Consider the following 25377-nt stretch of genomic DNA (forward strand, 5'->3'; position numbering starts at 1 on the left):
GGGCTTTCCTCTAAAAGGTTCTGGCTATGACCACTAAATCATTACTGCACTCCAACGCCTTCAACTTCCTCAGTTTCCTCAACAACAGCGTCGACCCCCGCACCGGCCAGTACACCCTGGGCATCGAGTTGCCGGAGCTGGTCGCCAATAACCTCAGTGGCCCTTCGCTGCCTCTGCACATCGGTTTCAACCCGATGAACACCCAGGACTCGGGCTTTGGCATGGGCTGGACCCTCAACCTCACCCAATACGACCCCGGCACCAATCTGTTGCACCTGCACACCGGTGAAAGCTTCAAGGTCACCGGCAGCGATGCCAGCGACGGCACCGGCAAGGTGTTCAAAGAGCGCAAGCTGCGCAGCTTCCACTTCCATGATCACGGCGCGGGCTATCGCGTCGAGCACAAGGCCGGCCTGGTCGAACTGCTCGAATTGAAAGGCCCCAGCGACAATCTTATCGCCGTGCCCACCCGGGTCGAGGCGCCTTCGGGCCATGGCATCACCCTGAGCTACAACATTTTCCAGAAGGCCCCATGCCTGGTCGGCATCGAGGACGACACCGGGCTCAAGCTGCTGGCCATCACCTACACCGACGACCTAATCACCGTCGATTTGCACCCGGAATCCGGCCCCGGCTTTACCCCACTGGCCAGTTACACCCTGGAATACGACCGCCGCTTCAGCCCGGCGGTGCGCCTGCCCCATACCATTGTCCTGCCCAGCGACGACAAGGCCAGCTGGGAACTCGATTACGACAAGGTGCGTGAGGTGGTCTGCCTGACAAAAGTGCGTAGCCCGGTCGGCGGCGTCGAGACCATCGAGTACAACGATGACGGCCACCTCTTCCCCGGCGACGCGCGTACGGCGCTGCCCCGGGTGACCAGGCACACCATCAAGCCGGGCGCCGAGCAGCCCGACATGGTCACCACCTACGCTTACACCAGCAACAACTTCCTCGGTAGGGGCAGCGGCATCACCTGGCGCGACAACGGCGAGGACAATCTTTACGAGTTCACCGGCACCGATTTCAGCTACGGTTCGACCGCGACTTACCTGGCTGGCACTACGCCGCGCACCATCACTCGCAGCTTCAACCGCTTCCACCTGCTGACCCTGCAAGTGACCGAGCAGGCCCACGAGGTCTACGACGAACACGCCACGCAGCCCCGGCGCGAAACCTGCCTGCATGAGCTCGAGACCGTCTACCACGAGACCAACGAGGAGTTCAAGCTGCAGCCGAACTACTTCCAGATGCCCAAGCACCAGCTCAAGCGCTGGAAGATCAAGGAGGATGTCAGCCGGCTGCGTGAAGAAGTGCTGATCACCTACTACGACGAGCATGGCAACCTGGCCCTGGAGTCCAAGGCCGCAGCGCCGGTGTACAAGGGCGATGCGATCGACGAGGACGCCACCCTGGCCACCACGGTCCATACCCGTCATACCTATTACCCGTCTACCCATAACGACGCCGATTGCCCGCCCGACCCGCAGCTGTTCACCCGCAGCCGCAAGACCAGCACCGTGTACCCAGCCACCCATGGCGAAGGTCAGGCGGCTACCTTGGAGACCCGTTTCCGTTACAAGTATCTGCGAGCCCTTCAAGGCGCAACGGTGGGCAAGGGCTGGCTCGAGGCCCATGAAGAAGACCTTCTGCCGCTAGCCGGTGGGGATGATCGCCAACGGCAATACACCCGACGTGAATACCAGGACGTACCTGGAGATGCACTCCAGCACGGCCGCATGACCTTGCAGACGAAGATCATGAATGGCCACCAAACGAAATCCGAGTACGCTTTCACCAAACGCGCCGACCTGGGCGACGCTGTGCTGAATGAAGTGCGCACCGTGACCGGTTTCAACCATGGCGAGGACCTTGGCAATGGCGCGGTTCGCCACGTGCAGAAGGTCAATACCTTGCACCACAATGTGTTGATCAACCAGCCACTGCTCAACTTCGACGACAACGAGGTAGAAATAGCTTACGAATATGATGCCTTGCGCCGCGTGACCAAGGAGACGGTCTCGCCAGGTGGCGATTTCGAAGCTGAACGCGAGTACACCTATACCTTGGTCAGCCAGACCGGCGGGGAAGCCACGCAAACGAGCAAGGATGTCAACGGCGTCATAACCCGCACCGTGGTCGATGGGCTCAACCGCGCAGTGGCGCAGTCACGCCAGGACGCCGACAACGCGGATGAGAAACAACGCGCTGCCTGGCGGCCGACCTATGCTGCCCAATACGACGAACTGGGCAACCTGATCGCTGAAACTGATTTCGACTGGCTGGACTATCCGGGGCAGGCGCCCCGTGAGCTGGCATTGACGCGAGAGATGTTGTTCGATGGGTGGGGGCAGCAGTATTGCGAAATCGCGGTCGACAAGGTGCGCCATTATAAACGGCACGACCCGATCGGTACCTCGATCTTGCAAGGGCCCACTCAAACCCAGTGGCGCGAATCCGCTGATGGCCAGCAGGCCAGTGGCAAGACCATCACCTGGATGACACTGTTCGAAGAGCCAACACGTGTCGAAAGGTTCGACGCCAACGGCGAGTCGTACAGCATTAACCTGACGCTGTATGACGGCTTGCAGCGCAAGGCGCGTGAGGTCAACGCCCGTGGTGAAGAAAAGCGCTTTGCCTATGATGTGTTCGATCGCCTGGTGGATGAAACCCTGGCCACCGATGATGTGGTGCATCGCGACTATGCCGAGCACAGCAGCGAAGACCTGCCCATATTGATCAGCGTGAACGGCGTGGTGTTGGGAGAACAGCGTTTCGACGGGCTGGACCGCATGATCGAGTCGAAAACCGGCGGGCGCGTGCGCAAATTCGACTTCAAACCAGGACAGATGAAGCCCAGTACGGTGCTGACCCCAAGTGACCAGCTGATCGAATACCTCTATAAGCCTGAGCTGACCGAGGAGCCGCAGATGCGGCAGATTGTCGAAAAGGGGATCAAGGCTGACTATCGGCACGATTCCCGGAACGCGCGCCTCGTGCACTGCGAAGAGCAAGGGTTGGCACTGGCGCGCGAGTATTTCACCCACGGGAAGGTCAAGAGCGAAACCCGGGAATATCAGGGCGAATCCCACACCATGCACTACCAGACCAGCTTGCTGGGGCGCGAGTTGGGTTACATCGATGTGCTCGGCGGCCAGCAATCGTATGAGTACGATACTGAGGGCAGGCTGAGGCAGACGACCCTGGGCACAACGGTTGCCACCTTCGATTACGATGACTTGGGGCGGATGTACAAGACGACGACCCAGGAGGGGGACCACTATCTGGAAACGGTATTGGCGTTCGATGAGTTCGACAGGGAAGTAGAACGTACATTCAATATGGGCGGTACGCTGCAGTCGCTGACGCAGGGCTACGATGTTGAAAATGCAATCGTCTGGAAGGAATTGCGCGAAAGTGCAGGTTTGCTACGCCGCGAAACTTATCTATACGACCTTCGCGGCCGGATGTACAAGTATAACTGCGAAGGTAGCCTGTGCCCTGAAGACCCTTACGGTAAGGTCATCAATGAGCAAGTCTTCAGGTTTGACGCCCTGGATAACATTATCCGAGTCAATACCGCATTCGCCGGAGGTCCCAACGTCGCCAGGTATTTCTTCGATGAGCAGGACCCTGCGCAATTGAAATCCATTGAAAACAGCCATCCGGATTACCCGCCACTGATCGAGCTCAAGTATGACCCTGACGGCAACCTCACGCTCGACGATGCGGGTCGCACGTTGGCGTATGACGGGCTGGGGCGATTGATCAGTGTCGAGCTCCCCGCGCCGATTGGCGAGGCGTACGACGAGCATGGCAATCGCGTCTGGGATGAGGGCCGGCGACGGCTTACTGCTGACCAGCAAGGCAACGTGATCCGGGTCGATGTGCCAGCTGCAACGCATCCGGCCAGTGATGTGGAGCCCATGCTTGGCCCCAACGGGGAAGCATTGTCAGCCGTGCGTGAGGCGGGTGGCAGGCTGTTGTGGTGCACCACCCTGCACGACGCTGAAACTGCGAAGTATGGTTATGACCCCCTGGACCGATTGACCAGCCAGCAATATTGATTGGTGTCGATCGATGTTGAATGAAGCCCGCCGATAATGGCGGGCTTTTTACTGTCTGGACAGTATTGTCAACCTGATAAAAATGCTAGTTGCTCGAGCGGGAGGGGGATAGGAAGATTGATGAAAGATTCTACTGGTTGTCGCCCCCTAAAAAGAACAGTCTTCCCCACGAGGTTACCTATGAAAACGCAAGGAAAGTCAGGTTCCGATGGCCGCGTGCTGACAGGCGGCTTGCAAACCAGGGCAATTGTGGTCGCGCCGAGTGTTAAAGATGAACTGCTAGGGGACAAAAGCGATAATACGGTGCTTGCCAAATATCTCAGGGATGAGGCGTTTCCAATGGTTGTTACCATTGAGACTCCCTGGGATGAGATGGCGTCCTTCCCTGGCGACTTCGATACAGTGAAGTTCTACCATAAGCAAACAGGTGGAAATCTATTCAAGACTATAGAATTCCATCCTGGAGATGAGGCTAAGTTTCCATACCATTTTGAGCTGCCGAAAGATCTTGTCAGTACGTGGGGGGATGGGCCAAATACGATTCACTATGAGGTTGAGCACTACAATTTCGGTCACAGTGTTTCACCTGAATTGACGCTTATGTTCGACCGTGCCGCGCCTTATAACCAGACTGCGCCTGACAAAATGCCGGGTATTGCTACGATCACGGATGTCAATAAAGGCACAGTCGAACTCGAACTGCCTGACTATCCTGATTATCAGCCTGGTGACAAAGTCGCCTACTGGTGGCTAGCGGAAATTCCGGAGGATCCATGGGCTGCCTCGCCTGTAGATTTTGTAGACGTCACGGCACGCTCCCAGAAGCTGCCTGTCCCATCCACTACGATCGACCAGGTTGGCGATGGTGGTGTCATGGCTGTCTACGTCTTGCTGGACAAGGCAGGCAACAATAGTCACATGTCGGACATCACCCATATCGCGGTTGCATTGGGTAATTTGCCCAGCAACCTCAAGGAGCCTGTGGTGCCGCTGGCTGTGGATGGGCTGATCAATCAGCAGGATGCCGCTGATGGGGTCATCGTGCAGGTTCCGGCGTTCGATAACTGGAAGCCCTCGGACCAGCTGCGCGTCACTTGGGGTAGTTACACCTCGCAATGGCGCCCGATCAGTGATACGGGCTCGTTTCCTCAGGAATTCGCTATCCAGGCATCCACCCTGTTTGCTGAGTATGGCCCCGACACTGCGGGAGAGAAGACTATCCCAGTGGCTTACGAGGTTCAGCGCGGCACCGCGCCGGTAGGTAACAAGGGTATCTCTGTGACGGTCAACCTGGAACGCATCGGCCCGGTAGATCCGGACCCGGACCCGGAGTGGCCAGGCCCGGTAAACCCGCGACTGGAGACAGTGACGATCACGGGGTCTGCTGGCGTGGAGAACCACCTGAAAGATCCTGAAGACGAATTCAAAGATGCAACGCTGACGCTTGAAGTCAATCTTGCCCTCGAAAAGGACGATGAGCTCACGTTCTATTGGGATGACGAGCATATTCAAGGCATCGACCATACGGTCGCAGATGGTGAGCCCGGCACGACAATCACCAAGACGGTGACCTGGGATGTCATCAAAGCGCGAGGCAATGACACCGTACCCGTTCATTATTGGGTGCAACGACCCGGTAATCCAAATCCGATTCGTTCGCGCGGTACCGACGTGCTGGTAGAAGCTGTGGGTATTCATCCCGCTGCACCTGAGTACCTTGGGGCTATAAATGGTTGGTTGAACTGTTCATCGATTTACCAAGATGAGCACGATACCGAGGCAGCCGTCAGTGTGCAGATGGAGGACCTGACCCAGTATGGTCTGGCGAGTGGAGACACTGTGACCCTGCACTGGTCTGCAGTTCATGGTCGTACCGGTGAGGATGTAGTTGCTGGTGCTGCCCTGGATGAGGCCATTGTGTTGAACGCGACCACGGAAAAAGGTTTTGTCTGGAAAGTGCCATTCGAAACCAATGTGAAACAAATTTATGATCCAGCGAATAACAGGCCTGATGGCCGCGGCCGAGTGAAGTATTCCTTTAGCTTGGGTGGTAAATCGTATGAGTCCGAAACCAAGGAGGCCATCGTTTCCATGCACGACGGCGGCGGCAGCTGCCCGTTGAGGCCTAAACCATGATGTGGACTGGGACGATATGTAAGGCCAGTTTGTGAGGTGAATCCTCTACATATCAGAAATTTCCTACAGGTATTTCAGAGTTGGGCTTGTACTCTGGCGGCTTCGTCGTAACAGTTTATTAACGAGGTTTACCAATGGTTCTTGGATCATCAGGAATGCATCCGCTCGCCCAGGCTTTACTCCTGGCCTCGACATTCACGGTGTCACAAGTCGCCCATGCCCTGACAGTGGTCGACGACGAGCTGAGCATCGGTGCAGGTACGCCGGTTGACAGCTACCGGGTCGGCCCGGGTGCGAAGCTGATCGCCGAAAATGCCACCATTGAAAGCATTGATGTGCGTGCCGGCGCGAGCCTGCAGATGTCAGGCAGCACGGTTACGAGCGATGTCACCGACGGCGTGGCGTTGGTCAGTGCCACTGCCAGCATCTCTGGCAATTCGAAGATTGTCAGTGCCCGAGCAGGCTTGCGTTTGCAGCGTAGCGACCTGGTGGGGTCCACGGCCACAGTGATCAGCAGCCATGTAGAGGGCGCACAAGGCGGGGCGCAGCTGTCGGGGAACTCGACCCTGAACCTGCAAGGCAGCACATTGGTAGGAGCAGGTACGTCCAACGCTGCCGTGTTGTTCGGCAACGCCGTGCTGAACGCTCAGGACAGTACCCTGACGGGGGCAGGCGCTGGCTTGAAGGTGATCGGTGACAGCCCATTCGCCGACGCGGCAAAGGTCAACCTGGTGGGCAGTACACTGGAGGGTAAGAACGGGTCGGCTATCGTCGTGGGTGACTTCCCTGGCAGGCCTGCCAAGGCGGACATCCAGGTCGGGCCGGGTTCGCGCCTGATCGGCAGCAATGGCACCCTGTTGGAAGTGCTTGGCAACTCGGCCGCGACCATGGCCGTCGACGGAAGTGATCTGGTTGGCGATGTGAACGTGGAGGCTGGTTCCAGTGCGAGCATCAGCCTCGACAACCGGGCGAGCCTGACCGGGCGCCTGATAAACGTCGAGGCTTTGTCTTTGGCCAACGAGGCGCGTTGGAACATGGTCGAAGACAGCAGCGTGGGCAGCCTGGCCATGAATGCAGGCTCCGTGCGTTTTGGCGAGGCCGATCAGTACCAGCGCCTGACGGTGGGAGAGCTGAGTGGTCGTGGCACCTTCATCATGGATGCCGATTTCAGCACCGGGCAAACCGACTTCCTCGACGTGACGGGCACTGCCACGGGCGAGCACAGCCTGCTGGTCGGCAGTAGCGGCGCGGACCCGGTGACGGAAAACCAGTTGCACCTGGTTCACACCGCCAGTGGCGATGCGCAGTTTTCGCTGGTCAACGGCTCGGTCGATCTGGGCGCGTTTTCCTATCAGCTGGTGCAACGAGGCAATGACTGGTTCCTCGATGGTTCGAGAAAGGTCATCAGCCCAGGCACGGCTTCGGTACTGGCCTTGGCCAACACCGCGCCGACCGTCTGGTACGGCGAACTCACCACCTTGCGCAGCCGCATGGGCGAAGTACGCCGGGACCAAGGCAAGGCGGGCGCCTGGGCCAGGGCGTATGGCAACAAGTTCAACGTCTCGTCCGCAGCCGGCAGTGACTACCAACAGTCCCAGCAAGGTTTCTCTATCGGGGCTGATGCGCAGTTGCCTGTAGGTGATGGGCAATGGCTTGCCGGGGTCATGGCGGGCCATAGCAATTCGGACCTGAACCTTGAGCGAGGCGCTTCGGCCGATGTGAAAAGCTACTACCTGGGCCTTTACGCCACGTGGCTCGATGCAGCCAGCGGTTACTACTTCGACGGTGTCGTCAAGCTCAACCGGTTTGACAACTCATCCGATGTGACCCTCAGCGATGGCAAACGTGCCAAGGGGGACTACGACAACCTCGGGCTGGGCGTGTCTGCCGAATTCGGCCGCCACATTGAATTGGGCGATGGCTATTTCGTCGAGCCCTATACCCAGTGGTCGGCGGTCACCATCGAGGGTAAGGACTACCGTCTGGACAACGGCCTGCAGGCGCAGAGTGACGATACCCGTTCCTTGCTGGGCAAGGTCGGCGCCACCGTGGGTCGCACGTTTGACCTGGGGCAGGGGCGCTTTGCCCAGCCTTACGTACGCATGGCTTACGCCCATGAGTTCGTCAACGGTAATGACGTCAAGGTCAATGACAACCGTTTCGACAACGACCTGTCGGGTTCGCGCGGTGAACTGGGTGCAGGGCTGGCTGTATCGCTGAATGATCGGTTGCAGCTGCACGCCGATTTCGACTACAGCAATGGCGAACACATCGAGCAGCCCTGGGGGGCGAATGTCGGGGTGCGCTACAGCTGGTAGTACCTCACCACAAGGTAGGCATTGGGCCTACCTTTTTTTTGCCTTTGGATCGGGAGAGCGCCATGCAGGACACAAACGACATTCGTGCGGGTTTCGTCGCTGATGATCCCGCTCCCGTAGCGCCAGCGGCCTTGCCGGACATTCCGGGTGGTGAGCCTAACCTGATGCCCATCAGCGCGTTGACCAGCCCTGTGCGAATCGAGTTCACCCTGTGGCCTATTTCCGTGCCGACACCGGATGACGAGGAATCGATAGAGATCTACTGCAATGGTAACAAGGTAGGCGAAAAAGCATGGACGCAACCCCTGCCGGAAAGCGAGCGCTTCGTGAATATCCCTTCCACCCACTTCACCCAGGGCAGATTGCAGTTTCACTGTGTCGGGCATGTTTATAACCAAACCGTACGTTACTCGGAGGTGCTGACATTGACGGTTGACAAGACCTCACCGAGCCTGGGTGTCGGCAATGGGCGTTTGCAGTTTCCCGAGCTGGGCGACAATGACCTGACGGATTATTTCCTGAGCACCCACGACGATCGCCTGCAAGCCCTGGTACCCGACTATGTAGACGCTGCGCCGGGGGATGTGATCATCCATTACTGGGACAGCAAGCTGTTCGAAAACAACGAGGTTGACCGATGGGTGCTGACCCGCGATGACATCGGCAAACCCCTGCAGTTTTCCTACCCGGGCGATGTGATCCGTGAACGGGGGGACGGGGTGCGTTACGCGCAGTATGTCATCGAGGACCGTGCTGGCAATGCCAGCCAGGTCGCGCAGCCGTTGGACCTGAACGTGGCTGCGCAACCGGTGCCGCGTGTGCTTCCGGCCTTGGAAACCCCTTCGTTGGGCACGCTTCCGTCGGTCGATCTGGACCTGCGGACATTCGACAAAGCGCTCGATGTGAGCATACCGCAGGCCGCGGTCATACATCCGGGAGAGGACTTCGAGCTGGTCTGGGGCGAGGAGGGCAGCTTTGCAAGCTGGACGCAGCCTGGCCGGGAGGGGCAGCGAGACTTCGTTGTGCCGATGCGCAATGTGGTAGCCATGAGCGGCAAGGTGGCGCAGTTGTACTACCGGGTCATATCGCTCGGCACCACGCTGAAGTCTGCTGTGCGTGAAGTGAAAGTGATGCCCATCGCTGTGGCGCATATGCCCACGCCACAGGCCAATGGGCAATCCGGGGGTGACCTCGACGTTGGAGCGTTAACGTCGGCTCCTGCAGTTACCTTGGAAGGGTGGAAGCATATGGGGGTCGATCAGCGGGTATCGATACAGGCATCGGGCGTATCCGCTGGTCAGCCAAACTACCCTGTGCTGACCAATTACAAGTTGACCACTACAGATGTTGCCGAAGGTATAGGCAGTCGAGGGAATGTGACCATTCCTCTATCGTACCTGCGCCAGCTGGAAGAAGACACACCAATGGATGTCACCGTCAAGATCAGCTATGACGACGGGGCAACCTGGCCGCTTCTCCCGAACTGCGGCATGCTCAGTTTGACTATCAGATGAATGGCCACCTCAGGGTGTAGCGGTAAGCAGTGGTTGAGTGATTGCTGGCGTGCTGCCGCCATAGTCATTGAAGGTGGTGAACGTCACTGAAAGGTTGGCCACCGCCGTGGTGCTGGCAAGGGCGAAGGTTTGACGATCGAACGGGCGCAGCATTTCGCGGCCTTTCAACTGTTCTGTCTTGCCGTTGCCGCTGACTTCCAGTACGCCGAACGTGAAGTGGAACGGCGAGGGGTTGTCGACCACCAAGTGCTGTTTGCCCTCGATGCGTTGCACTGACCACTTCAAGTCCCTGAGGTGGACTTGCGGGTTGCCTTTGAGCTGGCTAGGCCGGTAGAACAGCTTGATGCGGGTGCGCAGGGCAATGTTAAGGCCATTTCGCTCGCTATCCGTATCGACCTGAGGAATTTCTTGAAGGTTGAAGAAAAAAAGCGACTCACGGTCTTGCGGCAGGTCGTTGGGCAGGCGGTTGATCTGCACCGATTGCTCATCGCCCGGCGCTATGCGGAACAGGGCGGGTGAGGCGATCAGGGGGGCGGCTGTGGTGGTGTCGTCCGCCTCGGTGTTCACCCAGGCCTGAGCCGCATAGGTTTTCTTGCTGGGGTTGCCGACAGTGACAGAACTGCTGTTCTTGTCGCTTTCGTGAACGATGCGGCTGTTGCTCAGGGTAAGGGCTGCGTGCGCGCTGTTCAGGCAGCCGAGCAAGGCGAGGAGGCATGCGCCTGCGCGCATACAGGTTGAGATGGGGGGCATGGTGTAGGCCTGGCAATGAACAGAGATGGGCCCGGGTGCTTTACACCCGGGGTGCAGCGTCAAGGAATGTTGACAACGAACTTCACGTTGGCCAGTGCAGATCCGTCCGTGACTGGTACTTTGATTGCCTCGTAATGCGCGGAAAATGGCATTAGAGTGTCTCCCAGTTGGGCCACCGGGTACATCGCCGAGGCGGTCCCTGGGGCAAGCCGATTGCCGTCCTTGTCAAGGATCGAGATTGCCAGGTCCGGTGTAGAGCCTGGCAGTAGCTTGTACAGGTCGTTACCCGAGCCTGTGGCCCCCCCCACGGATTCAAACACCACAGCCACTTCTACGCCTGGGCCGATATCGCACACGCCGGCAACAGGTGTGATTTTGAGGGCGAAATCCCTGGCTGGGGTTTTGTCGCCTTCGTTCTTGAATTGCGACGCATACGGGAAGCCGAGCTCGACTTGGCTTGGTATGCCCGTGGTCGGGTCGACTACCTCGATGGGGCAGGGACCGGCAGGCTGCACCCCACCATAGAAGTTGATGATGCCGGGTGCTGGCGCGGCCAGGGCGGCATTACTGGCAAACGCCAGGGCCAGGGGTATGAGGGCTTTTTTCATTGAAGTACGTCCTACGCTGTTGGTTGGCGTGCGCCATACGCACGGCACTGGATGCTTTCAGTGCGCCGTTCAGGGTAGGGATTGCGACGGTGTATGGCTGTAAGCCGAGTCGCGCAAATCGATGGGCATTTACGACAAGGCCCCTTGCCATTGGAGGGAGGCTGCCGAACTCAGTGATTCTGGCTGTTGCGCGGCAGGCTCAGCAGCTGCTTTTGTTTGTGCCAGTCGAAAGGCTCGCCGCGCTCGCTGGCTTCAAAGCGCAGCTCCTCCAGTTGCTGGTAAAGCTCAAGCTCTTCATCGGGCATGTAGTGCAGGCAGTCACCCGCGAAGAACCACAGCAGGTCACGGGGCACCAGGTGCGCGATCTGCGGGTAGCGCTGGATGACCTGGCAGATCAGGTCCTGGCCCAGGTATTGGCTTTCCAGCGGGCTTTGCGGCAGCAGGGTCAGCAGCTCGTCGAAGCGGTCGAGGAACAGGGCATGGCTTTCCTCCGGTACCTGCTCGGCCTCACCCAACGCTACCAGGATAGTGCGCAGGTGGTTGAGCAGTTGCAGGTGATATTCCAGGTGGGGGTTGGCCATGACAGGTCCTCGCGGTGGTTGAAACGGGGGCGGAGTATACGCGGGTTGCAGAAGGGACCGCAAAGCGGCCCCTTGGCTCAGCGGACCTTGCCGGCTTCGGGCAGCAACTGCGCCTTGTCGAAGGCATCCACATCGATCACGGCACGGCGCGCTTGTTCGGCAGCATGCAGGCGTTGCGCCTGATCAGGCTGAAGCACGCCGCTTTCGACTGCCGCATCGATCACCGACTGCCCAGGTGCGGGCCGTACCTTGCCCTCCTTGATCGCCTGATGCAGCGCGTGGCGCAGCGGCGTCGCCTCAGCCAGCAGGTCGCAGGCCCGTTGCAGGGCTGCCACCGGGTCGGCGTCAGCTTGCGGCCGGAAGCAACCGGCCAGCAGCTCCTCAAGTGCAGGGTCGCCTTTGCCGCGCCCGATCAGTGCGGCTACCTCGGCGTCCAGCTCATCGCTCGGCCCGGTGTGCCGGCGACCGAAGGGGAACACCAACACCCGTAGCGCGCAGCCGACGAAGCGGTTGGGGAAGTTCTCGAGCAACCGGTCCAGGGCGTGCTCCGCCTGGCCCAGGCTTTCTTCCATGGCCCAGCGCAGCAGGGGCTGCATGTGCTCGGGCGAACCGAGATCGTGGTAGCGCTTGAGCGCGGCACTGGACAGGTACAGGTAGCTGAGTACATCGCCCAGCCGAGCACTCAGACGTTCCCGGCGCTTGAGCGCGCCGCCCAGCAGCATCATCGACAGGTCCGCCAGCAGGGCAAAGGCCGCGGCCTGGCGGTTGAGGGCCCGGAAGTACCCCTGGCTCAGCGTGTCCCCTGGTACTTTTTCGAAAACCCCCAACCCCAGGTTGAACACCAGGGTGCTGGCCGCATTGCCAGCGGCGAACAGGATGTGTTTCATCAGCAGGTCATCGAATGCCTGAAGCGCCTGATCGTGGTCTTCACGCCCGGCCAATGCCATTTCCTTGAGCACGAACGGGTGACAGCGGATGGCACCCTGGCCGAAGATCATCAGGTTGCGCGAAAGGATATTGGCGCCCTCGACCGTGATGAAGATCGGCGCCCCTTGCCAATTGCGGCCCAGGTAGTTGTTCGGGCCCATGATGATGCCCTTGCCACCGTGCACGTCCATGGCGTGCTGGATGCATTCGCGGCCACGCTCGGTCAGGTGGTACTTGAGGATCGCCGACAGCACCGAGGGTTTCTCGCCCAGGTCCACGGCCTGGGCGGTCAGCAGGCGGGCGCTGTCCATCAGCCAGGCGTTGCCGCCAATGCGTGCCAGCGATTCCTGGATACCTTCGAAGGCAGCCAGTGGTACGTTGAATTGCTCGCGGATATTGGCGTACTGGCCGGTGACCAGGCTGGTGTACTTGGCGGCCCCTGTACCCACGGCAGGCAGTGAGATGGAGCGGCCTACCGACAGGCAGTTCATCAGCATCATCCAGCCTTTGCCGAGCATGGCTTGGCCGCCAATGAGGAAGTCCAGCGGGACGAACACGTCCTTGCCGCTGTTGGGGCCGTTCATGAACGCAGCGCCCAGTGGCAGGTGGCGTTTACCGATGTCCACCCCGGGGGTGTCGGTAGGGATCAGCGCCAGGCTGATGCCCAGTTCTTCCTCATCGCCCAGCAGGTGGTCCGGGTCGTAAGCCTTGAACGCCAAGCCCAGCAGGGTGGCGACCGGGCCAAGGGTGATGTAGCGCTTTTCCCAGTTCAGGCGCAGGCCGATCACTTCTTCGCCTTGCCACTGGCCTTTGCAGATGATCCCGGTGTCGGGCATGGCGCCAGCGTCGGAGCCGGCCAGTGGGCCGGTGAGGGCGAAGCAGGGGATTTCCTCGCCTCGGGCCAGGCGCGGCAGGTAATGGTTGCGTTGTTCGTCGGTGCCATAGTGCAGCAACAGTTCGGCTGGGCCCAGGGAATTGGGCACCATTACCGTGGAGGCCAGGTCGCCGCTGCGGGTGGCCAGTTTCATCGCCACCTGGGAGTGGGCGTAGGCGGAAAAGCCTTTGCCGCCGTATTCTTTAGGGATGATCAGGGCGAAAAAGCCATGTTGCTTGATATGGGCCCAGGCTTCGGGCGGCAGGTCGAGGTCCTGGCCAATCTGCCAGTCGCTGACCATGGCGCACAGCGCTTCGGTAGGGCCATCGATGAAGGCCTGTTCTTCTTCAGTCAGTTTGGGTGCCGGGTAGGCCAGCAAGGTGCGCCAGTCGGGGCGGCCGCTGAACAGTTCGCCGTCCCACCATACGGTGCCGGCGTCGATGGCTTCGCGCTCGGTCTGCGACATGGGCGGCAGGGTGCGTTGGAACCAGCGGAATACCGGGGCGGTAAACACCTTGCGTCGCCACTGTGGGAGCGCAACCAGGGCGACCTTCAGGGCCAGCACCACCCAGATCAGGGCCAGCAGCCAGCCGGGGGCACTGCTGAAAATGCCCATCAGCAGCACATAGGCCGCCATGATGCCGAGAATTTGCAAGGGCGCCAGGCGCCGGTGCGTGAGGTACGCCGCGCCGATCACCAACACTACCAACCACAACAGCAACATAATCGGTCCTCCTTGGAACCAAGGGCTTGAGCCGTCCCAGACAGCTTAGACGCCACGCTGTGAACAGTATGTTCAGAACAGTGACAGGGTGTGGCGGTGGGAGTTTCAGTTCATTCATTCACCTCAACTTCTAGAATCCAGCGCGGTCCCACAGTCCAGTCCAACCCCGCAGGCTTGAGGCTGATGCAGTACCTCGGGAAACAACTGGCTTGATCAATTCTGGACCTGTGGGAGCGGGCTTGTCCCGCGAAGAGGCCAGTACAGGCGGTGAAAGTCTGGAGTAGACTGTGCCACCTCCGCATTCAAAAGGACGTTGCCATGCTGAAGATCTGGGGCCGCAAGAACTCGAGCAATGTGCGCAAGGCGCTGTGGATCGCCCACGAACTGAGCCTTAGCTTCGAGTCCATCGATGCCGGTGGCGCCTTTGGTGTGGTCAACGAGCCGCACTACCGCGCCCGCAACCCCAATGGCCTGGTACCGATGCTGGAGGACGGCGACCTGACCTTATGGGAGTCCAACACCATCGTCCGCTACCTGTGTGCCGAATACGGCGCAGAGCAGGGGTGGTACCTGGAAGACCCGCGCCAACGCGCCCTGGCCGACAAGTGGATGGATTGGACCACGTCGTCCTTCGCCACGCCGTTCCGCCCGCTGTTCTGGGGCCTGCTGCGCACGCCGGAAGACCAGCGCGACTGGGTCGCGATCAATGCCGCGCACAAGCAGTGCGCCCAGTTGCTGGCCATCGCCGACGAAACCCTGGCCACGCAACCGTATCTGTCCGGTGACCAGATCGGCATGGGCGACATCCCACTGGGTAGCTTTATCTACGCCTGGTTCGAAATGCCCATCGAGCGCCCGGCCATGTACCATCTGCAGGCCTGGTACGAGCGCCTCAAGGCCCGCCCGGCCTACCAGGCAGCCGTGATGACCGCACTCACCTGATCGAACACCGCGGCTGGTTCGATAGTCACTATCAATACACATGACTGTACTTGTGCGGCCAGGCCTTGCACCATGGGCCGCACTCACTGCGCCAGTGACTTCGCCTGGCGTGTCCCTGCACCTTTTTCTTCGGTAAGCGACCCGCTATGAGTTCTGCCCTGTCCATCCGACAGCTGACCAAGACCTACGGCAATGGCTTTCAGGCCCTCAAAGGCATCGACCTCGATGTTGCCGAAGGCGACTTCTTCGCCTTGCTCGGCCCCAACGGCGCCGGTAAATCCACCACCATCGGCATTCTCTCAACCCTGGTGAACAAGACCAGCGGCACAGTGAACGTGTTCGGTCACGACCTGGACCGCGAGCCCTCAGCGCTCAAGCGTTGCCTGGGCGTAGTGCCGCAAGAATTCAACTTCAACCAGTTCGAAAAAACCTTCGACATCGTCGTGACCCAGGCCGGGTACTACGGCATCCCGCCCAAGCTGGCCAAGGAACGCGCCGAGCAGTACCTGACCCAACTGGGCCTGTGGGACAAACGTGATGTGCAGTCGCGTTCGTTGTCCGGCGGCATGAAGCGGCGCCTGATGATTGCCCGCGCATTGATCCACGAACCACGCCTGCTGATCCTTGACGAACCCACCGCGGGGGTGGATATCGAGCTGCGCCGCTCGATGTGGAGTTTCCTCACCGAGCTGAACCAGAAGGGCATCACCATCATCCTCACCACCCACTACCTTGAGGAAGCTGAGCAGTTGTGCCGTAACATCGGCATCATCGACCATGGCACCATTGTCGAGAACACCAGCATGCGCCAGTTGCTGGGCAAGCTGCATGTCGAAACCTTCGTGCTCGACCTCAAGCAGGACCTGGCCACGGCGCCGGTATTGCAGGGTTACCCAAGCCGGCTCTTGACCCCGCACACCCTGGAAGTGCAGGTGGACAAGGAGGTTGGCATCACCGCGCTGTTCGGCCAGCTGGCACTGCAGAACATCGAAGTGCAAAGCCTGCGCAACAAGACCAACCGTCTCGAGGAGCTGTTCGTGTCCCTGGTGGAAAAAAACCTGTCGAAGGTGGCCGTATGAGTGTGGAACTGCGCACCAACTGGGTCGCCCTGAACACCATCGTCTACCGCGAAGTGCGGCGCTTCCTGCGCATCTGGCCGCAAACGCTGCTGCCGCCTGCGATCACCATGGTGCTGTACTTCGTCATCTTCGGTAACTTGATTGGCCGGCAGATCGGCGACATGGGTGGTTTCACCTACATGCAGTACATCGTGCCGGGGCTGATCATGATGTCGGTGATCACCAACTCCTACGGCAACGTGGTATCGAGCTTCTTCGGCAGCAAGTTCCAGCGCTCGATCGAAGAGTTGATGGTATCGCCGGTATCGCCGCACACCATTCTTGTCGGCTATGTGCTGGGCGGGGTGCTGCGTGGTTTGGCGGTGGGGGTGATCGTGACCATCCTGTCGATGTTCTTCACCGACCTGCAGGTGCATCACTTGGGGGTAACGGTGGTCGTTGTGCTGCTGACCGCCACCATCTTCTCGTTGCTGGGCTTCGTCAATGCGGTGTTTGCGCGCAACTTCGACGATATCTCGATCATCCCGACCTTCGTGCTGACGCCGTTGACCTACCTGGGCGGGGTGTTCTACTCGATCAACCTGCTGCCGCCGTTCTGGCAGACCGTGTCGCTGGCCAACCCGGTGCTGCACATGGTCAACTCGTTCCGCTACGGGATTCTAGGGGTGTCGGATATCAGCATTGGCACCGCGATCACCTTCATGCTGGTGGCCACTGCGGTGCTCTACATGCTGTGCGTTCGCTTGCTGGTCAGCGGCCGCGGCATGCGTGCCTGAAACCTTGCACCGGCATTGGCGCAGGCGCCACTGCCGGCCCACCCACCAGCGCCAGTAGAGCATGGTGGTGAAGTAGCCAAGGATGCCCAGCACCACGCCGCACACGACCGAGCCGAGCAGAAACGGTTGCCACAGCGTCGACAGCTGGTCGGTGATCCACTGGAAGGTCAGCGCGTCGGGCAGGGTGCGCGGCGGTACTTGCATCAGCCAGGCCCCGGTCATGTAGGTGACGAAGAACACCGGCGGCATGGTCAGCGGGTTGGTCAGCCACACCAGGCTGACCGCGATCGGCAGGTTGCCGCGCAACGGGATGGCCAACGCGGCGGCCAGCAGCATCTGCGCCGGCATCGGGATCAGCGCCGCGAACAGGCCTACGCCCATGGCCCGTGCCACCGAGTGGCGGTTCAGGTGCCAGAGATTCGGGTCGTGCAGCAACCTGCCGAAAAAGCGTAACGACTTGTGTTCCCGAATGCTGGTCGGGTCCGGCATGTAGCGTTTGAACAGTCGGCGCGGCATGTAGGCTCCCGGAGCGTTGATCCGGGCAGTATGCCCTTATTCCCGATCAGCCTTGTTTAGAGTTTGTGACAATTGTTTAGCGAGCTTTGTCGGCAATTGGGCTATGCCTCAGCAGGTGATCTGCCTTCTGGAGCTCTACCACATGCGCACAGGGATGTTTGCGCTCGCGCTCGGGCTGATCTGCCTGGGCTTCCTCCCCGCATTGCCATCGGTCGGATGGTTGATAGCGCTGGCTGCCTGCGCTGCCGTCAGCGTGTTTACCCGCGCTTGGCCGTTGGGCTGTTTCCTGCTGGGCCTGTGTTGGGCGTGCTGGTCTGCACAGCAGGCCCTCGATGATCGACTGGCTGCCGGCCTGGATGGCCGTACCTTGTGGCTGGAGGGGCGGGTGGTGGGCTTGCCAGCCCGAACTGCGCAGGGCGTGCGTTTCGAACTGGAGGCGGCACGCTCGCGGCGGGCCGAACTGCCGCGACGGCTGCAACTGAACTGGTTCGACGGGCCGCCACTGCGGGCGGGTGAGCAGTGGCGGCTGGCCGTGACCTTGCAGCGCCCGGCCGGGCTGCTCAACCCACATGGCCCCGACCGTGAGGCGCAACTGCTGGCGCGTCGGGTGGGCGCCACCGGTACGGTAAAAACCGGGCAAATGCTGGCGCCGGTAACGGGTGGTTGGCGCGATGCACTGCGCCAGCGCTTGCTGGCGGTCGACGCCAATGGCCGGCAGGCCGCATTGGTGGCACTGGTGCTTGGCGACGGCGCGGGCCTGGCCCGAGAGGATTGGCAGACGTTGCAGGCCACCGGTACGGTGCACCTGCTGGTGATCTCGGGCCAACACATCGGCCTGGTGGCCGGTTTGCTGTACGGCCTGGTCGCCGGGCTGGCGCGTTGGGGGTTGTGGCCCGCTCGGTTGCCTTGGCTGCCGTGGTCCTGTGGCCTGGCCATGGCGGCTGCGCTGGCCTACGGTTGGCTGGCCGGGGCGGGTGTGCCGGTGCAGCGTGCCTGCCTGATGCTGGCAGTCGTGCTGTTGTGGCGCCTGCGCTTTCGCCACCTCGGTGCGCTGCTGCCGCTGCTGCTGGCGCTGGTCGTGGTGCTGCTGGTCGAGCCGCTGGCGGCGCTGCTGCCTGGGTTCTGGCTGTCGTTTGCCGCCGTGGCCACGCTCATCTATTGCTTCAGCGGCCGTTTGGGCGGTTGGCGGCCCTGGCAGGCCTGGACCCGTGCGCAATGGGTGATCGCCATCGGCTTGCTGCCAGTGTTGCTGGCCACGGGGTTGCCGGTGAGCCTGAGTGCGCCGCTGGCCAATCTTGTCGCGGTGCCATGGGTCAGCCTGGCGGTGTTGCCGATGGCGTTGCTGGGTACAGTGCTGCTGCCGCTGGGTGGGGTAGGGGAAGCGTTGCTGTGGCTGGCGGGTGGCCTGCTGGACGGGCTGTTCCGGTTGCTGGCGTTGGTGGCGCAGCAGCGCCCGGCGTGGGTGCCCCCGGCGCTGCCAGGGTGGGCCTGGCTACTGGTGGTGCTGGGTGCGCTGCTGGTGCTGCTGCCCCGTGGCGTGCCTTTGCGCGGGCTGGGTGGGGTCATGTTGCTGGCGCTGTGGGTACCCAGGGAGCCGGTGCCGTTCGGCCAGGTCGAGGTCTGGCAATTGGATGTCGGTCAGGGGCTGGCGGTGCTGCTGCGGACTCGGCATCACAACCTGCTCTACGATGCCGGGCCGGCCAGGGGGGAAAGCGACCTGGGGGAGCGGGTGGTGCTGCCGACGCTGCGCAAGCTGGCGGTGGGCAGCCTTGACCTGCTGGTGATCAGCCACGCACATGCCGACCATGCCGGCGGTGCTGCGGCAATACAACGTGGTCTGCCGGTCAGGCGGGCGATCGGCGGGGAAGCGCTGGATGCTGTGCAATTGCAACCTTGCGTCAGTGGCGAACAATGGGACTGGGATGGCGTGCGTTTTTCGCTGTGGCGCTGGGCGGACGGGCAGAGCAGCAATGACCGTTCCTGTGTGCTGTTGATAGAGGCGCAGGGCGAGCGCCTGCTGCTGGCGGGGGATATGGAAGCTGCGGCCGAACGGGCCTGGCTGGCAGAGACTGAAGCGCCGCGTATCGACTGGCTACAGGCGCCGCATCACGGCAGCCGCAGTTCGTCCACCGAGGCGTTCATCCGGGCGACCGCGCCGCGGGGGGTATTGATTTCACGAGGGCGCAACAACAGCTTTGGGCACCCGCATATGCAGGTGATGGAGCGGTATCAGCGGCATGGGCTGGCGGTGCATGACACGGCGGTGGAGGGGGCGTTGCGGTTGGTGTTGGGGCGGCAGGGAGACGTTGAGTTCGTTCGGGGGCAGCGGCGGTTTTGGCGGGGTCAACGGGATTAGGGGGGGCTGGTGGGTGTATGGCGTTACAGGTTTAGCGCCAAGCACCCGTCAGCCCCACCCCCAATTCCCTGACCTCCGGCAGATGAGCCCCCGGCGCGCCTATGGTAGAGTGGCGGCCTTTTTCCGAAGGGGCGTTTACTGTGTGGGAATTGGTCAAGTCCGGTGGTTGGATGATGCTGCCGATCATTCTGAGTTCCATCGTTGCCATGGCTATCGTCGTCGAGCGCCTGTGGACCCTGCGCGCCAGCCGCGTCACCCCGCCCCACCTGCTGGGCCAGGTGTGGATGTGGATCAAGGACAAGCAACTGACCAGTGACAAGCTCAAGGCGCTGCGGGCCGATTCGCCACTGGGCGAAATCCTGGCAGCGGGCCTCGCCAACTCGCGCCATGGTCGCGAAATCATGAAAGAGTGCATCGAGGAAGCTGCCTCGCGCGTCATCCACGAGCTGGAGCGCTACATCAGCACCTTGGGCACCATCGCCGCCATGGCCCCGTTGCTGGGCCTGCTGGGTACCGTGCTGGGCATGATCGACATCTTCAGCGCCTTCATGGGCTCGCAGATGACCGCCAACGCTGCAGTGCTGGCAGGTGGTATTTCGAAAGCGCTGGTCACCACTGCTGCCGGCCTGATGGTTGGTATCCCGGCCGTGTTCTTCCACCGCTTCCTGCTGCGCCGCATCGATGAACTGGTGGTGGGCATGGAGCAGGAAGCAATCAAGTTGGTAGAAGTGATCCAGGGCGACCGTGAAGTGGAAGTGGCCGGAGGCAAGGCGTGAAGTTCCGGCGTAATCGGCAGCGGGAAAACGTCGACATCAACCTGGCGTCGTTGATCGACGTGGTGTTCGTCCTGCTGCTGTTCTTCGTGGTGACCACCACCTTCACCCGCGAAACGCAACTTCGCGTCGAGCTGCCCGAAGCCAGTAGCGCCGAGCCGGCGCCGGCCGACCAGGGCAAGCTGGTAGAAATCACCATCAGCGCCGAAGGCGTGTATTCGGTGAACAACCACTTGCTGCCCAAGAGCGACCTGGCCACCTTGAGCGAGGCCATCGAGCGTGAGTCCGGCGGCGACAACAAGCTGCCGCTGGCCATCAGTGCTGACGGCAAGACCCCGCACCAGGCTGTGGTCACCGCGATGGATGCTGCCGGCAAGCTCGGTTTCAGCCAGTTGCGCATGACCACGGTCGAGGCGGCTCAGGGCACGCCCTGATGGCCATTGCCGACCGTTTGCTCGCTGCCTGGTACGCCGGGCATCCAGCGCTGGCGCTGCTGCGCCCGCTAGCGGCGTTGTACCGCCGTGTGGTCATGCGCAAGCGGGCGCGCTTTCTCAGTGGCGAGAGTGCCAGCTACCGGGCCCCGGTACCGGTCATCGTGGTGGGCAACATCACGGTGGGGGGCACCGGCAAGACGCCGATGATCCTCTGGTTGATCGCGCACTGCCGCCAGCAAGGGCTGAATGTTGGCGTCGTCAGCCGTGGCTATGGTGCCAAACCGCCACAGCTGCCCTGGCGCGTCCAGGCCGACCAGCTTGCCGAACAGGCCGGGGATGAGCCGCTGCTGATCGTGCAGCGCACCGGTGTGCCGCTGATGATCGACCCCGACCGTTCACGAGCCGTGCAGGCGTTACTGGCCAGTGAACCGTTGGACCTGATCCTGTCTGACGACGGCATGCAGCACTACCGCCTGGCCCGTGACCTGGAACTGGTACTGATCGACGCCGCCCGTGGGCTGGGCAACGGCCTTTGCCTGCCAGCCGGCCCCCTGCGTGAGCCGGCGGAGCGCTTGCACGATGCGGATGCGGTGCTGTTCAACGGCGCCAGCGAAGACCGCAGCGACGGCTTCGGTTTTTGCCTGCAGCCGTCGGCGCTGGTCAACCTGCGCAGTGGCGAGCGGCGCACGCTCGACCACTTCCCCCCAGGCCAGCGCCTGCATGCGGTGGCGGGCATCGGTAACCCCCAACGTTTCTTCAATACCCTGCTAGGGCTAAACTGGCAGCCGGTGCCGCACCCGTTTGCCGATCATGCGCAGTTCAGCGCCCAGAGCCTGGCCTTCAGCCCGGCGCTGCCACTGGTCATGACCGAGAAGGACGCGGTGAAGTGCCGGGCCTTCGCCGCCGACGACTGGTGGTACCTGGCCGTCGAGGCGCAGCCCTCGCAGGCGTTCAGCGCTTGGTTCGACAACCAGTTACAGCGCCTGCTGCGCAAGCCCTGAGCCCGTTTTCAATTTCCGGCCACCTGGCCTAAAGGAAGCCTTCAATGGACACCAAACTGCTCGATATCCTGGCCTGCCCGATCACCAAGGGCCCGCTCAAGCTCAGCGCCGACAAGACCGAGCTGATCAGCAAGGGCGCCGGCCTGGCCTACCCGATTCGCGACGGCATCCCGGTCATGCTGGAAAGCGAGGCGCGCACCCTTACCGACGACGAGCGTCTGGACAAATGAGCCTCGATTACACCGTGGTGATTCCTGCCCGGCTGCGTTCCACACGCTTGCCGGGCAAGCCATTGCTGCAGATCGCCGGCAAACCCATGGTGCAGCATGTGTGGGAGCAGGCACGCAAGAGCGGCGCCAGCCGTGTGGTCATCGCCACCGACGATGCCAGCATCGTTGAAGCCTGCCAGGCCTTTGGCGCCGAAGTGCTGCTGACCCGTGCCGACCATGAGTCCGGCACCGACCGCCTCGCCGAAGTGGCCGCACACCTCGGCCTGCCCGCCGATGCCATCGTGGTCAACGTGCAGGGCGACGAGCCGTTGATCCCGCCGGTGATCATCGACCAGGTGGCCGCTAACCTGGCCGCCCACCCAGAGGCTGGCATCGCCACACTGGCCGAGCCGATCCACACGCCGGAAACCGTGTTCAACCCGAATGCGGTCAAAGTGGTCAGCGACAAGAACGGGCTGGCCTTGAGCTTCAGCCGTGCGCCGCTGCCCTGGGCGCGTGACGCCTTTGCCAGCGACCGCAGCCTGCTGCCGCCGAACGTGCCATACCGTCGCCACATTGGCATGTACGCGTACCGCGTCGGCTTCCTGCAAGACTTTGTCAGCTGGGGCCCTTGCTGGCTTGAGCAGACCGAGGCGCTGGAGCAGCTACGGGCGTTGTGGCACGGCGTGCGCATCCACGTCGAGGACGCCATCGAGGCACCTGCCGTGGGCGTGGATACCCCTGAAGACCTGGAGCGCGTACGGCGCTTGCTGGAGGCTTGATGCGCGTCCTGTTCGTGTGCCTGGGTAATATCTGTCGCTCGCCCACTGCCGAAGGCGTGCTGCGCCACCAATTGCAGGCCGCCGGGCTTGCCGACAAGGTGCATGTGGCCTCGGCCGGAACTGGTGACTGGCACGTCGGCAAGGCACCTGACAGCCGCACCTGCAAGGCGGCGTTGGCGCGCGGTTACGACCTGTCGCAGCAGCGGGCCCAGCAGGTTACGGCGGCGCATTTCGCCGAGTACGACCTGGTGCTGGCCATGGATGAGAGCAACCTGCGCGACCTGCGTGCCCTGCGCCCGCATAATGCGCCAGGCGAGCTCGACCTGTTCCTGCGCCGTTATGGCGCGGCGCTGGACGAAGTGCCAGACCCCTACTACGGCGGTGCCGATGGTTTCGAGCAGGTGCTCGACCTGGTCGAGGCGGCATGCCAGGCGCTGGTGCTGGAAATCAAGGGGCGGTCATGACTGAGCAGTGGCAGGAGCAGGTATCGCTCAAGCCTTTCAACACCTTCGGCATTGATGTGAAGGCGCGCTATTTCAGCCAGGCACGGAACGACCAGCAGGTGCGTCAAGCGCTGAGCCTGGCCCGGCAGCAAGGCTTGCCGGTGCTGGTGATCGGCGGCGGCAGCAACCTGCTGCTGACCCAGGATATCGATGCACTGGTGCTGCACATGGCTAGCCAGGGGCGGCGCGTGCTCAGTGACGATGGCGAGCATGTCGTGGTCGAAGCCGAGGCCGGCGAAGCTTGGCACCCGTTTGTGCAGTGGGCACTGGCCCAGGGTTATTGCGGGCTGGAAAACCTCAGCCTGATCCCCGGCACCGTGGGTGCCGCGCCGATGCAGAACGTGGGCGCTTACGGTGTGGAGATCAAGGACGTATTCGCTGGTCTGACTGCCCTGGACCGAGAGACTGGCGAGCTGCGTGACTTCGACTTGGCGGAGTGTGCCTTCGGTTATCGCGACAGCGTGTTCAAGCGCAGCCCTGGGCGCTGGCTGATCCTGCGGGTGCGTTTTGCCCTGCACCGTACCTTGCAAGCGCACCTGGACTATGGCCCGGTACGCCAGCGCCTGGCAGAGCAGGGCGTGACCAAGCCGACCGCTCAGGCGATCAGTGACGCAATCTGCAGCATTCGTCGCGAGAAGCTGCCAGACCCGGCTGAGCTGGGCAATGCCGGGAGTTTCTTCAAGAACCCAGTGGTGGCTGCAGCGTTGGTCGAGCGAATACGCGCGCAGTATCCCGGCGTCGTGGCTTACCCTCAGGCAGATGGCCAGGTGAAGCTGGCGGCGGGTTGGTTGATCGAGCAGGCGGGGTGGAAGGGCTATCGCGACGGTGATTCCGGGGTGCATCGCTTGCAGTCGCTGGTGCTGGTCAACTATGGCCAGGCCAGCGGGGCGCAGATGCATGCGCTGGCGCAGCGGATCCAGGCCGACATCTTCGAGCGGTTCGGGGTGGTGTTGGAGATGGAGCCTAACCTGTACTGATTCATCGCCGGTACTGGCCCTTTCGCGACGAAAGGCCGCTTGTGTCTTGCAAGCCAGTTGTTTCCCCAGGTACTGCATCAGCCTCAAGGCTGTGGGGTACCTGTGGGAGCGGGCTTGTCCCGCGAAGCATCCAACACGGTGGATGGCACGGGCTTTGCCCGTGTTCGCGGGACAAGCCCGCTCCCACAGTCCAATTGCGCTAGATTCTAGAAATCGAGCAAGCCAGTTGTTTCCCCAGGTACTGCGTCAGCCTCAAGCCTGCGGGGGTACCTGTGGGAGCGGGCTTGTCCCGCGAAGCATCCAACACGGTGCATGGCACGGGCTCCGCCCGTGTTCGCGGGACAAGCCCGCTCCCACAAGGGATTGCGCTAGCTTCTGGAAATTGAGCAAGCCAGTTGTTTCCCCAGGTACTGCATCAGCCTCAAGCCAGCGGGGGTCCCTGTGGGAGCGGGCTTGCCCCGCGAAGCATCCAGCACGGTGGATGGCACGGGCGTCGCCCGTGTTCGCGGGACAAGCCCGCTCCCACAGTC

At 61.6% G+C, this 25377-nt stretch carries 19 protein-coding genes and 1 pseudogene; 15 read left to right on the forward strand and 5 right to left on the reverse strand.

The window, feature by feature from the left end; all coding sequences use genetic code 11:
* Positions 1-26: 26 nt before the first annotated feature.
* The 4 genes from OO258_RS22650 to OO258_RS22665 all read left to right on the forward strand — a co-directional run bounded on the left by OO258_RS22650 (position 27) and on the right by OO258_RS22665 (position 10035).
* Positions 27-4067, forward strand: coding sequence for an RHS repeat domain-containing protein (locus OO258_RS22650; RefSeq protein ID WP_266032840.1), 4041 nt, complete (start codon positions 27-29; stop codon positions 4065-4067).
* 180 nt (positions 4068-4247) lie between these two features.
* Entirely contained in the window at positions 4248-6203 is a 1956-nt protein-coding gene (locus OO258_RS22655) for a hypothetical protein (protein WP_266032843.1), read from the forward strand.
* Between the two features lie 155 nt (positions 6204-6358).
* Positions 6359-8521, forward strand: a complete 2163-nt coding sequence (locus OO258_RS22660) for an autotransporter outer membrane beta-barrel domain-containing protein (RefSeq protein WP_266032845.1) — start codon at positions 6359-6361, stop codon at positions 8519-8521.
* Positions 8522-8583: 62 nt separating this feature from the next.
* Positions 8584-10035, forward strand: coding sequence for a hypothetical protein (locus tag OO258_RS22665; protein ID WP_266032848.1), 1452 nt, complete (start codon positions 8584-8586; stop codon positions 10033-10035).
* Positions 10036-10044: 9 nt separating this feature from the next.
* Here the strand turns inward: OO258_RS22665 and OO258_RS22670 are convergent, their stop codons facing one another.
* The 4 genes from OO258_RS22670 to OO258_RS22685 form a co-directional block, all read right to left on the reverse strand.
* Positions 10045-10785 carry a molecular chaperone gene (locus OO258_RS22670; protein ID WP_266032851.1) on the reverse strand — a complete coding sequence of 247 codons (741 nt, stop codon included), beginning with the start codon at positions 10783-10785 and terminating at the stop codon, positions 10045-10047.
* 59 nt (positions 10786-10844) lie between these two features.
* A complete protein-coding gene (locus OO258_RS22675; RefSeq protein WP_266032853.1) occupies positions 10845-11393 on the reverse strand; it encodes a fimbrial protein in 549 nt (182 codons plus the stop codon).
* A gap of 170 nt (positions 11394-11563) precedes the next feature.
* Entirely contained in the window at positions 11564-11974 is a 411-nt protein-coding gene (locus tag OO258_RS22680; RefSeq protein ID WP_266032856.1) for a PA2817 family protein, read from the reverse strand.
* A gap of 77 nt (positions 11975-12051) precedes the next feature.
* Positions 12052-14499 (reverse strand): acyl-CoA dehydrogenase, encoded by a 2448-nt coding sequence (locus OO258_RS22685; RefSeq protein WP_266032859.1) that lies wholly within the window; start codon positions 14497-14499, stop codon positions 12052-12054.
* A gap of 318 nt (positions 14500-14817) precedes the next feature.
* Between OO258_RS22685 and OO258_RS22690 the strand changes: the two genes are divergently transcribed.
* The 3 genes from OO258_RS22690 (at position 14818) to OO258_RS22700 (ending at position 17296) form a co-directional block, all read left to right on the forward strand.
* Positions 14818-15441 carry a glutathione S-transferase gene (locus OO258_RS22690; protein WP_266032862.1) on the forward strand — a complete coding sequence of 208 codons (624 nt, stop codon included), beginning with the start codon at positions 14818-14820 and terminating at the stop codon, positions 15439-15441.
* Between the two features lie 146 nt (positions 15442-15587).
* The gene (locus OO258_RS22695; RefSeq protein ID WP_266032864.1) at positions 15588-16520 is read left to right on the forward strand and encodes an ABC transporter ATP-binding protein; all 933 of its coding nucleotides are present in this window, start codon (positions 15588-15590) and stop codon (positions 16518-16520) included.
* A complete protein-coding gene (locus tag OO258_RS22700; protein WP_110744551.1) occupies positions 16517-17296 on the forward strand; it encodes an ABC transporter permease in 780 nt (259 codons plus the stop codon). Before OO258_RS22695 ends, OO258_RS22700 begins: the two co-directional genes overlap by 4 nt.
* A gap of 9 nt (positions 17297-17305) precedes the next feature.
* Here OO258_RS22700 and OO258_RS22705 read toward each other — a convergent pair.
* Positions 17306-17812: pseudogene (locus OO258_RS22705) on the reverse strand (DUF2062 domain-containing protein); the annotation flags it as partial.
* A gap of 142 nt (positions 17813-17954) precedes the next feature.
* Between OO258_RS22705 and OO258_RS22710 the strand changes: the two are divergent.
* From OO258_RS22710 to murB, 8 genes are all read left to right on the forward strand, one after another.
* Positions 17955-20168 carry a DNA internalization-related competence protein ComEC/Rec2 gene (locus OO258_RS22710; protein ID WP_266032867.1) on the forward strand — a complete coding sequence of 738 codons (2214 nt, stop codon included), beginning with the start codon at positions 17955-17957 and terminating at the stop codon, positions 20166-20168.
* 140 nt (positions 20169-20308) lie between these two features.
* Positions 20309-20944: a MotA/TolQ/ExbB proton channel family protein gene (locus tag OO258_RS22715; protein WP_003247132.1), complete on the forward strand. Its 636-nt coding sequence runs from the start codon at positions 20309-20311 to the stop codon at positions 20942-20944.
* A complete protein-coding gene (locus OO258_RS22720) occupies positions 20941-21375 on the forward strand; it encodes an ExbD/TolR family protein (protein ID WP_266032869.1) in 435 nt (144 codons plus the stop codon). The genes OO258_RS22715 and OO258_RS22720 overlap by 4 nt, the downstream gene beginning before the upstream one ends.
* Positions 21375-22376, forward strand: a complete 1002-nt coding sequence (gene lpxK / locus OO258_RS22725) for a tetraacyldisaccharide 4'-kinase (RefSeq protein WP_110744548.1) — start codon at positions 21375-21377, stop codon at positions 22374-22376. The genes OO258_RS22720 and lpxK overlap by 1 nt, the downstream gene beginning before the upstream one ends.
* A 44-nt stretch (positions 22377-22420) precedes the next feature.
* Positions 22421-22606: a Trm112 family protein gene (locus OO258_RS22730; protein WP_003247142.1), complete on the forward strand. Its 186-nt coding sequence runs from the start codon at positions 22421-22423 to the stop codon at positions 22604-22606.
* Entirely contained in the window at positions 22603-23367 is a 765-nt protein-coding gene (gene kdsB / locus OO258_RS22735) for a 3-deoxy-manno-octulosonate cytidylyltransferase (RefSeq protein ID WP_266032872.1), read from the forward strand. Before OO258_RS22730 ends, kdsB begins: the two co-directional genes overlap by 4 nt.
* Positions 23367-23831, forward strand: a complete 465-nt coding sequence (locus tag OO258_RS22740; RefSeq protein ID WP_266032875.1) for a low molecular weight protein-tyrosine-phosphatase — start codon at positions 23367-23369, stop codon at positions 23829-23831. Before kdsB ends, OO258_RS22740 begins: the two co-directional genes overlap by 1 nt.
* A complete protein-coding gene (gene murB / locus OO258_RS22745) occupies positions 23828-24847 on the forward strand; it encodes a UDP-N-acetylmuramate dehydrogenase (RefSeq protein WP_266032877.1) in 1020 nt (339 codons plus the stop codon). The genes OO258_RS22740 and murB overlap by 4 nt, the downstream gene beginning before the upstream one ends.
* The last annotated feature ends 530 nt before the right edge of the window (positions 24848-25377 follow it).

Origin of the sequence: Pseudomonas sp. DCB_BI (assembly GCF_026240995.1) — a bacterium.
In the GTDB taxonomy this organism is placed as follows: domain Bacteria; phylum Pseudomonadota; class Gammaproteobacteria; order Pseudomonadales; family Pseudomonadaceae; genus Aquipseudomonas.